Raw genomic sequence first — 14,503 nt, forward strand, 5'->3', positions numbered from 1 at the left:
TTGTCTCAACCAAGCAGAATTACCTTTGTCACGGCAAACTTATTCAATTTTGTCGCACCGCCTGATGCTTACTACGATTTCGAAAACATCTACTCGTTAGATCAATGGCAAGACAAACTTGCCTGGACGCAACGCCAAATTGAAAAACTCGAAGCTGACGTGATTGGCTTACAAGAGGTGTTCAGTATTGAACACACTAAGTCTTTCTTTTCAACCATAGGTTATCCCTACTTTGCTACTGTCGACACACCGCATGTGGAAGGTGATTACATCTACTCTCGCCCTGTTGTCGCGATCGCCTCTAAGTTCCCCATAGAAAAAATACAGCCAGTCGACTTTGACACCGCATCGCTCGAACCATTTGGTGTGAACGCAGCGCCAGAGTTCAGCCGAAAGCCCGTGTATGGACAAGTTGTTCACCCTGTTCTTGGTCATATCGCCGTTTACGTGACGCACTTAAAATCTCAACGCCCTGCCGATTCTGAAACGCCAGATGCCTCTAGCTCTGTCATTGCTCGTTGGTTATCCACCCAGCAAAGAGGTTGGGAAGCTGCGATGTTAAGAGACGCGATGCAAAAAAGGTATAGAAAGGAGCCAATGCCAACGGTGTTAATGGGTGATATGAATCAACCTATCACACCAACCAGTGTTAATAGCGCATTGGTATCCAATGCTGGTGACAGCGTCACTGAACTGCAACTCAAAGATGGATGGTCATTACAAAGTGACGTTCTGAAGGATGAACGCCCCGCTACGCATTATCATTTTTCCACTGGGAATGTGCTCGACTATATCTTGCTCTCTCAAGAGTTTGACACCTTATCAGATATATCGGTTGCCGAGGTTGTTGACTATCAGGTGTCTAACCAACATCTGATCAACCCGATTTATGACAGAGATAAAAACGCCAGCGACCACGCATTTGTGGCGCTGACGGCTGAAGTAAAGCTTTGAGTAACCTGTTTAGTGACGTTTAACAATTTTACGTGGAATCAACTCAACACCCGGTTTATAACGTTTGGCGGAAGCGTTGAGTGCTAACTCCATTGCACTGTCCGCGATCAACTCAAATTGTTGAGGTAAAGAGTTGATTTTCACTGGCAAGAAGTCCAACAGTCGATTATCACCAAACGTCGCTAGGCGAACTTTGCTCATGAGTTCTGGCTTTTCGAGCATCACATCCAACACACCTTCTAACAGTGTGTATGACGTTGTGACAATGGCATCTGGCAGCTCGTTCTCTGCTAGCCATCTCTCTAAGACTTTCTTGCCTTCTTCTCGGGAGAAGTGTTGTCCATAACCCACTGTTGCCGTTTTGCCACCTTGTTGAGAAGCGGATAGAAAACCGAGCTCACGCTCTTTTGAAACTTGAAGATCTTGCAATGCGCCGATTAAGCCAATGGACTTTATATCCTCGGACAGTACTGACTGAGTGAGTTCAAGTGCGGCGTCAAAATCTTCGCTGATGACACAACAAAAGTGCTCATCATCCATTGGGCGGTCTAGCGCGATAACTGGCGTACCAGAATTTTGCAACTTAAGATAATACTCGTTTGCAGTGGGCATACCACTTGCCACAAACAACGCATCAATGCGACGACTGACTAACGCTTCCGCCACCTTTTGCTCTGTATCAGGATCATCATCAGAGCAGCCAATTAAAATTTGGTACCCTGCTTTACGCGAGTTTTGTTCAATCAGTTTTGCAAGACGCGCATAACTGGTGTTTTCTAAGTCTGGGATGATAAGCCCAAATGAGCGTGAATTACCTGCTCGCAAAGAAGACGCCGCATGATCTGGCTTATAATTGTATTCTTCTACAACGGCCATCACTTTCTTCTGAGTCTTCTCGCTGATGCGGTATTTCTGCGCTTTTCCGTTAATCACATAGCTTGCAGTTGTCTTAGAAACGCCTGCTAATTTGGCTATTTCATCCAGTGTCATATTCTAAACCTTATTCTGTGCGCGCGATCATATTAATACATCAGCGATCTTTCGATAAGTTGAATTATAAGCTGAACCGATTCAGTATAAAAGCTGAAAGGATTCAGCAAAACTTAAAAATTGACGTAAATCACCTGAATACACAACAAACCAATTTGTAGGCTAGGCTATAGGACAGCGCCAAAGACTCATTTGTTAACGTCAGTTTTTAAAATAGTTTTTCTGAGTCTTTTAAAAAATTTACCAATAAGCTGAATCGATTTAGCTTGAAAAATAGAATGGTTTGAGGAGTGATAAGCGCTCAGCAGAAGCAGCGTTCAACTTCTCACACAGAATACATTTTTAAATTGATACCTTAAGGCTGGAGAAGCACCATGCTTAAGCTAAATAAGAACGACATTACCCTCTCGCAATCAGCGACAGATAAGTTTGCAGCAATCAAGAATATTGCGCAAAGCCTGACAGACAAAGGCCTTGTTGAACAAAGTTATGTGGAAGGCATGCTAAACCGTGAAAACCAAAACTCTACGTTTTTGGGGAACGGTATTGCCATCCCGCACGGCACGACTGACACTCGCTCAATGGTGAAAACAACGGGTGTTGCTGTGCACCACTTTCCACAAGGTGTCGACTGGGGTGGTGGTAACACGGTATTCGTCGCTATCGGCATTGCAGCTAAATCTGATGAGCACCTTGGCATTCTTAAACAGCTAACGAAAGTGCTAGGCGCTGACGGCGTAGAAGAACGCCTACGTAATGCAAAAAATGAAGACGAGATTATTGCCCTGCTCCACGGTGATGTTCAGCTTGAAGCAGACTTTGACGCTTCTTTAATTCAACTTATGTTCCCTGCGAGCGATATGCTACAAATGAGTGCTGTTGCTGGTGGTCTTTTGAAAAACACGGGCTGTGCTGATAACGAGTTCGTCGCAGATCTCGTTACCAAAACACCAACTCACTTAGGTAATGGCCTTTGGTTAATTGGCAGTGACAAACATGTAACTCGCACAGGCGTGTCATTTGTCTCGACGGCAAACGACTGCGAATATGAAGGTCAAAAAGTGCGTGCACTTGTCGCGTTTGCGGCATGTAACAATGCTCACCAGCCTATCCTAAAAACGCTTTCTCATATTGTGTTTAACAATGAGCACGGCAAGCTTTTAGATGCATCAGTAGAACAGATTCTTGCTTTGTTTAAAGGTGAAGAAGTCACAGCCGCATCTTCAGAAGAAGGCAATACCGCTGTATTTAAAATCAAAAACTCTCATGGTTTACATGCTCGTCCGGGTGCAATGTTAGTGGCGGAAGCGAAAAAATTTGAATCCACCATTCGCGTTGCCAACCTAGACGGTGATGGCAAAACAGTAAACGCGAAGAGCCTAATGAAAGTCATTGCGCTTGGCGTTAAGCACGGTCATCAACTTCAATTTACTGCGGAAGGCCCTGATGCACCGCAAGCCTTGGAGTCTATCGGGAATGCTATCGCTTCTGGCCTTGGTGAAGGTTAAGGAGCCGATATGACGAACAAAACAAGTAAAGTTGTCACTATTACGCTCAACCCGGCATTGGATTTAACAGGTTCAGTAAATGAGCTAAACGTTGGTTCCGTGAGCCTAGTGCAGCAAAGCAATCTCCATGCTGCAGGTAAAGGTGTCAACGTAGCAAAAGTGTTGAGCGATTTAGGCGCAGATGTCACGGTTACCGGCTTTCTCGGTAAAGATAACCCAGAGCTATTTCATCAGCTTTTCAATGACATCGGCGTCAAGAATGAGTTTGTAGAAGTACAAGGTGCCACTCGTATCAACGTCAAGCTCGTTGAGGCTAATGGCAACGTTAGTGACATTAACTTCCCTGGTGTTCAAGTAACGGCTGACGAAATTGCTCGCTTTGAGGAGACGCTATTCCGTCTCGCAAAGACTCACGATTACTTTGTGCTTGCAGGTAGCTTACCTGGAGGCGTAACCGCCGAACAATGTGCTGCGTGGATAAAAGCACTGCATCAACAAGGCAAAAAGGTGTTGTTCGACAGCAGTAAAGCCGCATTGAAATCAGGTATTGAGGCTCACCCATGGTTGATTAAGCCTAACGATGAAGAACTTGGTGATTTTGTTGGCGAACACCTAGAAACACCAGAACAATGCCAAGCCGCCGCGCAAACACTGAGTGACAAAGGCATCGAGAACATTGTTGTGTCGATGGGCGCTGACGGTGTGATGTGGCTAAACCAAGGCAAATGGCTTCGTGCACAACCCCCTCGAATGAATGTGGTAAGCACCGTTGGCGCAGGCGATACGCTAGTTGCTGGCTTGTGTTGGGGCCACATGCAACTGATGCCGAAAAACGATTTATTGCGCTTCGCTACAGCACTTTCTGCCTTGGCAGTTAGTCAAGTCGGCGTAGGGCTAACCAGTCAGGAAGAACTGGAGAACATCAAGCAGCAAACTGAAGTTAGCGAGCTTTACCCTATTACAAACTTAGAACAAAACTAAGGAACAGAAGGTTATCGTATGAATATTGCCATTATTACTGCCTGTCCGAGCGGTGTTGCAAATAGCATCCTTGCGGCAGGGTTACTAGAACAAGCAGCCGCAAAATTAACCTGGAATGCAAAAATCGAATGTCAATCAAGTGTAGTTGAACCTACACTGCTGACGGAAGCTGACGTTGAACAAGCAGAAGTCATTATCATTGCGGCAAATACTAGCGTGGATACTTCTCGTTTCGTAGGGAAAAAGGTTTACCAAGCGGAAATCAGCGAAGTAGCAAAAGACGCAACTGCGTTTCTCCAGCAAGCGGTTGAAAACGCCACTTTACTTGAAAAAGCAACCACACTTGCAGCCCCTATCACTCCTGAAGCAACATCAGCAGCGAAGAAAATTGTCGCAATCACCGCTTGTCCTACTGGCGTTGCGCATACCTTTATGGCAGCAGAAGCGCTAGAAGAAGAAGGCAAACGCCGTGGCCATCAAATCAAGGTGGAAACTCGTGGTTCAGTTGGTGCGAAAAACCAACTGACAGATCAAGACATCGCAGACGCTGATCTAGTGATCATTGCTGCAGATATCGAAGTGCCACTTGATCGCTTCAACGGCAAAAAGATGTACCGCACGAAAACAGGCCCAGCTCTGAAGAAAACAGCCGAAGAGATGGATAAAGCATTCGAGCAAGCCACGATTTACCAACACTCAGGTTCTGCAAATTCTGCTTCGGCAGCGGATGAGAAGAAAGGCGCTTACAAACACTTGATGACAGGGGTATCGCACATGCTGCCTGTGGTTGTCGCGGGTGGTTTGATCATCGCCCTATCGTTCGTGTTTGGTATTGAAGCATTTAAAGAAGAAGGCACGCTAGCAGCAGCGTTGATGAACATTGGTGGTGGCTCTGCATTCGCATTGATGATTCCTGTTCTTGCGGGTTACATCGCGTTCTCAATTGCTGACCGTCCGGGTCTGGCTCCTGGTCTTGTTGGCGGTATGCTGGCAAGCTCAACAGGTGCCGGTTTCCTAGGTGGCATCGCAGCTGGCTTCATTGCCGGTTACGCGGCGAAGCTCCTTGCGGACAAAGTAAAACTCCCACAATCGATGGAAGCGCTTAAACCAATTCTGATCATTCCATTTGTGGCAACACTGTTCACTGGCCTTGTGATGATCTACATCGTAGGTGGCCCAGTTTCAGGCATCATGAACGGCCTGACTGACTTCCTAAACAACATGGGATCTGACAGTGCAGTTCTGCTAGGTATTATTCTTGGTGCGATGATGTGTTTCGACCTAGGTGGCCCAGTAAACAAAGCCGCTTACGCATTTGGCGTCGGTCTATTGGCTTCGCAAACTTACGCGCCAATGGCAGCAATCATGGCAGCAGGTATGGTTCCTGCGCTAGGTATGGGTTTAGCGACCTTCATTGCGAAGAACAAATTTGAACAAAATGAACGTGAGGCAGGTAAAGCATCTTTTGTATTGGGTCTGTGTTTCATCTCTGAAGGCGCAATTCCATTTGCCGCCAAAGATCCAATGCGTGTGATTCCATCTTGTATGGTAGGTGGCGCGCTTACTGGTGCCCTATCTATGCTGTTCGGTGCAAAATTAATGGCACCACACGGCGGTCTGTTCGTGCTGTTAATTCCTAACGCAATTTCACCAGTGTTAATGTACTTAGTGGCTATCGCAGCTGGTACCGCAGTAACTGGCTTTACTTACGCATTGTTGAAAAGTAAAGCAGAAGAAAAACAACAAGTGACTGCATAGGCAAGATTACTTCGGTTAACAATGCCACCCTCGAATTTGGCATTCAGCACCTCCCTTTAATTTAGGTTAAGGGAGGTGTTTTTTATTCCGTCGCCGGAACCGCTTTGCTATCCACATTCCCACTACTCACATTCATCGTTGCTTGATAAGTTGCTAAATGCTTAAACATAAAATAATAGACACTCACTGGCGTCCATCGGCTCAGTTATATTACATGGATATGTATAGTATTAACTATGAAGTTAAACTGATTAGTATATTATCCGTGTGGAAAATAAATTCATTAGTCAAAGCGTTTGGTTTCTGGTAAAAATAAACGTGTTGACTAATATTCGGGAAAGTTCGAACTATGAATGAGAGAAAGCAGGGGCGCAGAAGTGCCGAGGCCGCAGAACACACCAAATGTCTGATCCTTAAAGTGGCAGCAGATATGTTTTGTGAACTTGGTTACGAGCGTGTCTCACTGCGCAATATCAGTGAAAAGGCTGGTGTTTCACATAGTTTGATCCGTCACCACTTCGGCAGCAAAGAGAAGATTTGGCAAGCGGTTAGCGACGCGATGGATGAATTCATGCAGTGCTATATGGCTGAATTAATCAATGAGATGCCTGAGAACACACCTTCGAATAGAAAAATTTATCTGTTCATGGTTCGCATGCTGGCATTTGCGCTCGTTAATCCGCATCCGATACAGATGATCGCCGATGCCATTCGTCAAGGTGATGATGGTGCCCTACTGCAATACTTCTTAAAATCAAAAGATGAATTCGCCGCGATATTTACCGGAATTTTCGAGCAATATAATAGTCAGAACCCTGACGCGCAATTTGATCAATGGGAATCAAAGTGGCAGATGTTGATTTTTGCACATGGTGCAATCAGTCTCACTCCGATGATGCAAGAAACATGGCCTGACATTGCAGATAAGCGCGAAAAAATGCTGATTAAACACTGGGAGCTGTTCAATACGATCATGGCGTCTCAGTTTGGGATAGCCAAAGAAGACATGATTCATCCGGAAAAACTTGAAGATATCGTTATCGACATGTGCTGCACGATTGATAACGCGATCAGGTAAGCGGTGGAAAAGAGAATGCTCGCCTAGCTAGTCAAATAGAGTGATATAAAAATGCCGAGCTAAAAACTCGGCATTTTTAGTTTGGCTTATTAACCTCGGTGGTAACGCTGTGGCACAAATGGCATTTTCTCAACCGTCATTGGCAACATTTTACCGCGCACTTCAGCATATAACTCGGTACCAATCGCGGCTAAGTCAGCACGAACATAACCCATTGAGACGGGCTTTCCTGCATTAGGACCGGCAGTACCGCTGGTTACAACACCAATTTTGATACCATCAGCATCAAACAGCTCTACACCTTCACGCACTGGTGCTTTAGTTTGACCAACTAACCCTACACGCTTACGCGCCACATCTTTTGTCTCGATCTGCTTAAGAATAATATCAGCACCCGGGAAACCACCTTCACGTTCACCGCCGATACGACGAACCTTTTGTATGCCCCATAACAAGCTCGCTTCTACAGGCGTTGTTGCTGTGTCTAGGTCATGACCGTATAGGCAAAGACCACACTCAAGACGAAGTGAATCACGAGCACCAAGGCCAATCCATTCGACTTCTTCTTCCGCGGTCAATTTACGTGCTAGCTCTTCTGCTTTATCTGCAGGAACAGAAACCTCGTAACCATCTTCGCCAGTGTAACCACTGCGAGAAACAACGCATTCAGCACCTAAGATCTCTACTTGACGTATATCCATGAATACCATGTCAGAAACTTCCGGCGAAAAACGCGCCAATACAGCCGCCGCTTTAGGGCCTTGGATTGCAAGCAAAGCGCGATCTTCGATAATTTCTAGCTCAACACCAGATGGCAAATGCGCTTGTAGGTGTGCAATGTCTTGCTCTTTGCATGCCGCGTTCACAACCACAAAAAGATGATCGCCTAGATTAGCAACCATCAAGTCGTCCATAATGCCGCCCTCTTCATTAGTGAAGAAGGCATAACGCTGCTTGCCTGACTCAAGATCCACGATGTCTACAGGTACTAATGTCTCTAAGAATGCAGCAGCACCGTCACCAACTAAGCGAACTTGGCCCATATGAGAAACATCAAACAGACCTGCCGCATCACGAGTGTGTAAGTGTTCCTTCTTTACGCCCAAAGGATACTGAACAGGCATATCGTAACCCGCGAACGGGACCATTTTGGCACCAACTTCAACATGAAGTGCGTGTAGTGGTGTTTTCAGTAGTTCTTGAGTCATTTTCGTCTCCATTTAGATAGACCCGAGAATGCTATGGCATTCGATGTGTTTCCAATAATAAACATGGCTCATTCTATTTTGCACGAACAAGACACCGTTCGGCTTGCAAAAGTGTGACTCTTAACATTTTAATCACAACAAAGCACACCCTAAAAGTGTCTTAGTGAGCAAAGTATTGCCGTTATAACGCCCTTTTATTATAACTCCCGCCAAAAGCAATCGATTGCTTCCACTATAGGAAAGTTGTAACTTTTATCACTGCTTAGCCGTCACCCATAAAATGTGCGCATCTTCTTCGCTGACACTGGTCAACATATGTCCCATATTGGCATCGTAATAAACACTGTCGCCCTCACTTAAAATAACGGGCTCATAGAATTCCGAATAGAACATCACCTCGCCAGATAAAATAAGCAGAAACTCTTCGCCATCGTGGCGAACCCAGTCTTTGTATTCGTCAAAACTACGAGCGCGAATTTGGCTCTTAAACGGCATCATTTTCTTATTGGAAAGTTGAGTCGCCAGCAGCTCATGTTCGTAGGTTTGGGTCGGGTGCGGTTTACCTTGGTATTTTTTGGTAATGTCTCTACGTCCAGTTGCCACTTTTTTTCTTGGTGGTTCAAAGAGTTGTGGCATATCAATTTGCAGTCCAAGTGCTAGTTTCTGCATAGCTTGGAACGTAGGGGAGATCTGCTCATTCTCTATTTTGCTTAGGGTAGAACGAGCAAGGCCAGTTCGCTGACTGGCTTCTTCTAGTGTGATCCCAAGTTTCGAACGAATATCTTTAATACGCTGGCCTAATTTGAGTGGCTCAATATTTTGGTCTTGCTGCTCTTTTGCTAGCGTCATCGATGGGTATTCATCGTAAGTACTTTCTGCCATAAATCCCTCTACAGATATCCTTAATTTCTTCCTATCTGCATTGTGCATGAAGCCTATAGTGGATAAAAGTCCACCAATGAATTAAAGCGTGCTCTTGTTAACAAATTTTGAAATCTAGTTTCCTATAGGAAATTTTTGGTTGATTGTTCCTGTCACAGCCGCTATGTTACCAACTTGTTAGATGTAGAGATGCCTATTTCCGTAAGTGATTGGTAAAGGAAACACGCAATCCGACGGAGTTTTTGCCCACCTTTTAGGGCTGGATGTTCACTCTGTTCTGCTATGCAGTTCAGCTGTTTTGAGGACAAATGAACCACCACTGCAAATCAATCATTTATTTTATTGCGGGTTCATTTTCAGATTTGGAAGGTCAACTACCATGAATAAGAGTTACCCTAACCACAGCTTGGAAAACTTTTTCTCTACCAACCTCTCTGCGACAGATGATGCTGTCTTTGCTGGAATTCAGGCAGAATCCGCTCGCCAAAACGAACAAATCGAACTTATCGCTTCTGAGAACATTGTTTCTAAAGCGGTCATGCAAGCTCAAGGCACATGCCTAACAAACAAATACGCTGAAGGTTACCCGGGTCGCCGTTATTATGGTGGTTGTGAGCATGTTGATACTGTAGAAGCCATTGCAATCGAACGTGCAAAAAAACTTTTTAATTGCGAATACGCAAACGTTCAACCTCACTCAGGTGCGCAAGCTAACGGCGCAGTAAAACTGGCGCTTCTTCAGCCTGGAGATACCATTCTTGGTATGTCTTTAGACGCTGGTGGTCACCTAACACACGGAGCACGCCCTGCTCTTTCTGGTAAATGGTTTAATGCGGTCCAATACGGCGTAGATCGTGCCACACTAGAAATCAACTACGACGACGTTCGTGCACTGGCCTTACAACACAAACCAAAGATGATCATCGCAGGCGGTAGTGCAATACCACGGACTATCGATTTTGCAAAATTTCGTGAAATCGCAGACGACGTTGGCGCCATCTTAATGGTTGATATGGCGCACATCGCCGGGCTTATCGCAACGGGTGCACACCCTAGCCCACTTCCGCACGCACACGTTGTGACTACAACCACGCACAAAACATTGCGTGGCCCACGTGGTGGTATGATTCTGACGAACCACGAAGACATCATTAAAAAAATCAACTCAGCCGTATTCCCTGGCTTACAAGGCGGCCCACTGATGCACGTTATCGCATCTAAAGCTGTCGCGTTTGGTGAGGCGCTTGGCCCTGAATTTAAGACTTATATTAGTTCGGTGATCAATAACGCAAAAGTCCTAGCGGAAGTATTGCAAACTCGCGGTTGCGATATCGTAACGGGTGGCACAGACACGCATCTGATGCTGGTTGATCTTCGCCCTAAAGGGCTGAAAGGCAACAAAGCAGAAGAAGCATTAGAGCGTGCTGGGATCACATGCAATAAAAATGGCATCCCATTCGATACAGAGAAGCCTATGATTACATCGGGCATCCGTTTAGGAACGCCTGCGGGGACAAGCCGCGGCTTTGGCGCTGAAGAATTCAAACTCATCGGTAATTGGATTGGTGACGTACTGGATGGTTTGGTGAACAACCCAGAAGGTGACGCTGATGTTGAAAAACGCGTTCGCAAAGAAGTTAAAGAACTTTGCAGTCGCTTCCCTCTTTACCAGTAAACGATTTTTTAAAATCACAATAATTCCTGACAAGTTATTTGGAGATTAAGCAATGGACAAAACACTGAAGTTTACAGATAGCCACGAGTGGGTACGTGACAACGGTGACGGCACAGTAACACTTGGTATTTCTGAGCATGCGCAAGAAATGTTGGGTGACGTAGTATTCGTAGACCTACCAGACGTAGAAGACGAAGTAGAAGCAGGTGAAAGCTTCTCTTTGGTTGAGTCTGTAAAAGCAGCGTCAGATATCTACTCTCCGGTTACTGGTGAAATAGTAGAAATCAACGAAGAACTAGAAGACAGCCCAGAGCTAATCAATGAAGAACCGTACGAAGGTGGTTGGATTGTGAAAGTGAAGCTTTCAAACCCATCAGAGTTGGATGACTTAAAAGACGCGGAAGAATACCTAAACTCTATCGAAGAAGAGTAATTAGGATGTGACGAAAGCTGTTCCCTAGCCTGTTTAGAGAGCAGCTTTTTTTCTAGGTTCGGACGTATAATTAAATGTGTCACTAACGACCATTTCCGTTACCCGAGCCAAGGAGTAGGTAAAGGACAATGACTGAATTACTTCAAAGCCTCAGCACACAACATGAGTTCGTTGGACGCCACAACGGACCAAGCAAATCAGACCAACAAAAAATGTTGGATGCCATCAACGCGGTAAGCCTTGACGCCCTCATCGAAGAAACCGTGCCTGCACAAATTCGCCTAGAACAACCAATGACGTTGGCAGAAGCGAAAAGCGAAGCAGACATGTTAGTGACGATGAAGCAGTTTGCTAAACAAAACCAAATTAAACGTACATTCATTGGCCAAGGCTACTACAACACGTTTACTCCAAACGTCATTCTACGTAACGTGCTAGAAAACCCTGGCTGGTACACAGCTTACACACCTTACCAACCTGAAATCTCTCAAGGTCGCTTGGAAGCACTCTTAAACTTCCAACAAATGATCATCGACCTAACTGGTATGGAAATCGCGAACGCCTCATTGCTAGACGAAGCAACAGCGGCAGCAGAAGCAATGACTCTGTGTAAGCGTGCAGGTAAGAGCAAGAGCAACGTATTCTTTGTGGCGGATGATGTTCACCCACAAACGCTAGAAGTCGTCAAAACTCGTGCAAAATTCATCGGTTTTGAAGTTCTGGTTGGTTCGCTAGAATCCCTACCAGAGCAAGACGTGTTCGGCGCATTAGTTCAATACCCAAGCACAACAGGTGAAGTTCGTGACCTAACGGACATCATCGCCAAAGCGCAAGCAAACAAAACGCTTGTCACTGTTGCCACTGATCTGCTTGCTTCTACCCTACTTAAACCAGCAGGTGAAATGGGCGCAGACGTAGCAATCGGTTCTGCTCAACGTTTCGGCGTGCCTATGGGTTACGGCGGCCCACACGCGGCATTCATGGCAACGCGTGACAAACACAAGCGCACCATGCCAGGTCGTGTTATCGGTGTTTCTATCGATACTAACGGCAACCAAGCACTGCGTATGGCAATGCAAACACGTGAGCAGCATATCCGCCGCGAAAAAGCGACATCGAACATCTGTACCGCGCAAGCATTGCTAGCAAACATGGCATCTTTCTACGCGGTTTATCACGGCGCAGAAGGTCTACGCACGATTGCTCGTCGTACACACCATATGACTGCAATTATTGCTGCTGGCCTAACCAAAGGCGGCTTTGAACTCGCTCATAACAGCTTCTTCGATACCATCACCATCAACACTGGTTCAAAAACAGAAGAGCTATACGCAAAAGCACTCGCAGCGGATATTAACCTGCGCTTACTTCAAGGCAAGCTCGGTATCAGCTGTGACGAAACTACTACCGTTGCAGACGTAGAAGCCCTATTCACAGTCTTTGGCGTGAAAGAAAAAGCGGCAGCATTATCAACAGAAATCGCTGGCAACGAGTTTGCCGCGATTCCAGAAGCGCTACGCCGTACAACAGAATACCTAACTCACCCTGTATTCAACACGCACCACAGTGAAACGCAAATGATGCGTTACCTGAAACAGCTAGAGAACAAAGACTTCTCGCTAACGCACGGCATGATCCCACTAGGCAGCTGTACGATGAAGTTGAACGCGGCGGCAGAGATGATCCCAATCACTTGGCCAGAGTTTAGTTCCATTCACCCGTTTGCACCAGCAGAGCAAGCAGCCGGTTACGCCGCATTAGCGGAAGATCTAAAAGAGAAGCTTTGTGAAATCACAGGCTACGACGCATTTTCACTACAACCAAACTCTGGTGCATCGGGTGAGTACGCTGGTCTTATTGCGATTCAACGTTACCACGAGAGCCGTGGCGAAGGTCACCGCAACGTTTGTTTGATCCCAAGCTCTGCGCACGGTACTAACCCTGCAACAGCCTCTATGGTGTCAATGAAAGTGGTGGTAGTTAAGTGTGATGAAGAAGGCAACATCGACATCGATGACCTAGCAGCGAAAATCGAGAAACATAAAGACAACCTATCAAGCATCATGATCACTTACCCTTCTACGCACGGCGTGTATGAAGAGCAAGTGAAAGAAGTATGTGAAATGGTTCATGCGGTAGGCGGTCAGGTTTATCTCGACGGCGCAAACATGAACGCGCAGGTTGGTCTAACTTCACCAGGTTTTATTGGTTCAGACGTTTCTCACCTAAACCTACACAAAACCTTCTGTATTCCTCACGGTGGCGGCGGTCCTGGCATGGGGCCTATCGGTGTCAAATCACACCTAGCGCCTTTCCTACCAGGCCATATTGAAGACGGCGTAGAAGGTGAAGACTTCGCAGTATCTGCAGCCGACATGGGCAGCGCGTCTATCTTGCCAATTTCTTGGGCTTACATCGCCATGATGGGCGAAGCAGGTCTGACAGATGCAACGAAAGTGGCAATCCTGAACGCGAACTACGTGATGGAGACACTTCGTCAACACTACCCTGTTCTTTACCGTGGTAAAACCGGCCGAGTAGCGCACGAATGTATTATTGACATCCGTCCGCTTAAAGAAGAGATAGGGATCAGCGAAGAAGACATTGCCAAACGTCTGATGGACTACGGTTTCCACGCACCAACGATGTCATTCCCTGTTGCGGGCACGCTGATGGTTGAGCCAACAGAATCTGAAGACCTAGCAGAACTGGAGCGTTTCTGTGATGCAATGATTGCTATCCGAGAAGAAATGGAAAAAGTGAAGAATGGCGAGTGGCCATTAGAGAACAACCCGCTTGTTAATGCGCCTCACACTCAAGTTGATCTTTCAGCAGAACAGTGGGATCGCCCATACTCTCGCGAACTTGGCAGCTTCCCGTCGAAAGCAACCAAATCTTGGAAATACTGGCCAACAGTAAACCGCGTAGATAATGTTTATGGCGACCGTAACCTAATCTGTTCGTGCCCAAGCATCGACAACTACGAAGATTAATTTCGTAGTTGTGTCCAAGCATTTAAAATTTGGATGATAAAGT

The 14,503-nt window shown here is 46.0% G+C and carries 11 protein-coding genes; 8 read left to right on the forward strand and 3 right to left on the reverse strand.

Annotated elements, in window-relative coordinates:
• Positions 1-954 (forward strand): endonuclease/exonuclease/phosphatase family protein, encoded by a 954-nt coding sequence (locus ATG66_RS03515; RefSeq protein WP_179885581.1) that lies wholly within the window; start codon positions 1-3, stop codon positions 952-954.
• Between the two features lie 9 nt (positions 955-963).
• Here the strand turns inward: ATG66_RS03515 and cra are convergent, their stop codons facing one another.
• A complete protein-coding gene (gene cra / locus ATG66_RS03520; protein ID WP_005397989.1) occupies positions 964-1,944 on the reverse strand; it encodes a catabolite repressor/activator in 981 nt (326 codons plus the stop codon).
• A gap of 374 nt (positions 1,945-2,318) precedes the next feature.
• Between cra and fruB the strand changes: the two genes are divergently transcribed.
• The 4 genes from fruB (at position 2,319) to vdeR (ending at position 7,269) form a co-directional block, all read left to right on the forward strand.
• A complete protein-coding gene (fruB, locus tag ATG66_RS03525) occupies positions 2,319-3,452 on the forward strand; it encodes a fused PTS fructose transporter subunit IIA/HPr protein (protein ID WP_098413986.1) in 1,134 nt (377 codons plus the stop codon).
• Positions 3,453-3,461: 9 nt separating this feature from the next.
• Entirely contained in the window at positions 3,462-4,433 is a 972-nt protein-coding gene (gene pfkB / locus ATG66_RS03530; protein WP_053808450.1) for a 1-phosphofructokinase, read from the forward strand.
• 18 nt (positions 4,434-4,451) lie between these two features.
• Positions 4,452-6,191, forward strand: a complete 1,740-nt coding sequence (gene fruA, locus ATG66_RS03535; protein WP_098413987.1) for a PTS fructose transporter subunit IIBC — start codon at positions 4,452-4,454, stop codon at positions 6,189-6,191.
• 349 nt (positions 6,192-6,540) lie between these two features.
• Positions 6,541-7,269 (forward strand): efflux transporter transcriptional repressor VdeR, encoded by a 729-nt coding sequence (gene vdeR / locus ATG66_RS03540; protein WP_098413988.1) that lies wholly within the window; start codon positions 6,541-6,543, stop codon positions 7,267-7,269.
• A gap of 89 nt (positions 7,270-7,358) precedes the next feature.
• Here the strand turns inward: vdeR and gcvT are convergent, their stop codons facing one another.
• A complete protein-coding gene (gcvT, locus tag ATG66_RS03545) occupies positions 7,359-8,477 on the reverse strand; it encodes a glycine cleavage system aminomethyltransferase GcvT (RefSeq protein ID WP_098413989.1) in 1,119 nt (372 codons plus the stop codon).
• A gap of 255 nt (positions 8,478-8,732) precedes the next feature.
• Positions 8,733-9,359 (reverse strand): helix-turn-helix domain-containing protein, encoded by a 627-nt coding sequence (locus tag ATG66_RS03550; protein ID WP_098413990.1) that lies wholly within the window; start codon positions 9,357-9,359, stop codon positions 8,733-8,735.
• A 379-nt stretch (positions 9,360-9,738) separates the two neighbouring features.
• Between ATG66_RS03550 and ATG66_RS03555 the strand changes: the two genes are divergently transcribed.
• The 3 genes from ATG66_RS03555 to gcvP all read left to right on the forward strand — a co-directional run bounded on the left by ATG66_RS03555 (position 9,739) and on the right by gcvP (position 14,460).
• Positions 9,739-11,034: a serine hydroxymethyltransferase gene (locus ATG66_RS03555; RefSeq protein ID WP_098413991.1), complete on the forward strand. Its 1,296-nt coding sequence runs from the start codon at positions 9,739-9,741 to the stop codon at positions 11,032-11,034.
• Positions 11,035-11,086: 52 nt separating this feature from the next.
• A complete protein-coding gene (gcvH, locus tag ATG66_RS03560) occupies positions 11,087-11,467 on the forward strand; it encodes a glycine cleavage system protein GcvH (protein ID WP_046876056.1) in 381 nt (126 codons plus the stop codon).
• A 128-nt stretch (positions 11,468-11,595) separates the two neighbouring features.
• Complete coding sequence (gene gcvP, locus ATG66_RS03565; RefSeq protein WP_098413992.1) at positions 11,596-14,460, forward strand: aminomethyl-transferring glycine dehydrogenase; 2,865 nt, start codon at positions 11,596-11,598, stop codon at positions 14,458-14,460.
• Positions 14,461-14,503 lie beyond the last annotated feature (43 nt).

Source organism: Vibrio sp. ES.051 (genome assembly GCF_002563795.1).
In the GTDB taxonomy this organism is placed as follows: Bacteria; Pseudomonadota; Gammaproteobacteria; order Enterobacterales; family Vibrionaceae; genus Vibrio.

Excerpts from the sequence above, each read along its gene's own strand:
- cra (WP_005397989.1), bottom strand. The coding sequence starts at position 1,944 with ATGACACTGGATGAAATAGCCAAATTAGCAGGCGTTTCTAAGACAACT.
- fruB (WP_098413986.1), top strand. The coding sequence starts at position 2,319 with ATGCTTAAGCTAAATAAGAACGACATTACCCTCTCGCAATCAGCGACA.
- pfkB (WP_053808450.1), top strand. The coding sequence starts at position 3,462 with ATGACGAACAAAACAAGTAAAGTTGTCACTATTACGCTCAACCCGGCA.
- fruA (WP_098413987.1), top strand. The coding sequence starts at position 4,452 with ATGAATATTGCCATTATTACTGCCTGTCCGAGCGGTGTTGCAAATAGC.
- vdeR (WP_098413988.1), top strand. The coding sequence starts at position 6,541 with ATGAATGAGAGAAAGCAGGGGCGCAGAAGTGCCGAGGCCGCAGAACAC.
- gcvT (WP_098413989.1), bottom strand. The coding sequence starts at position 8,477 with ATGACTCAAGAACTACTGAAAACACCACTACACGCACTTCATGTTGAA.
- ATG66_RS03550 (WP_098413990.1), bottom strand. The coding sequence starts at position 9,359 with ATGGCAGAAAGTACTTACGATGAATACCCATCGATGACGCTAGCAAAA.
- ATG66_RS03555 (WP_098413991.1), top strand. The coding sequence starts at position 9,739 with ATGAATAAGAGTTACCCTAACCACAGCTTGGAAAACTTTTTCTCTACC.
- gcvH (WP_046876056.1), top strand. The coding sequence starts at position 11,087 with ATGGACAAAACACTGAAGTTTACAGATAGCCACGAGTGGGTACGTGAC.
- gcvP (WP_098413992.1), top strand. The coding sequence starts at position 11,596 with ATGACTGAATTACTTCAAAGCCTCAGCACACAACATGAGTTCGTTGGA.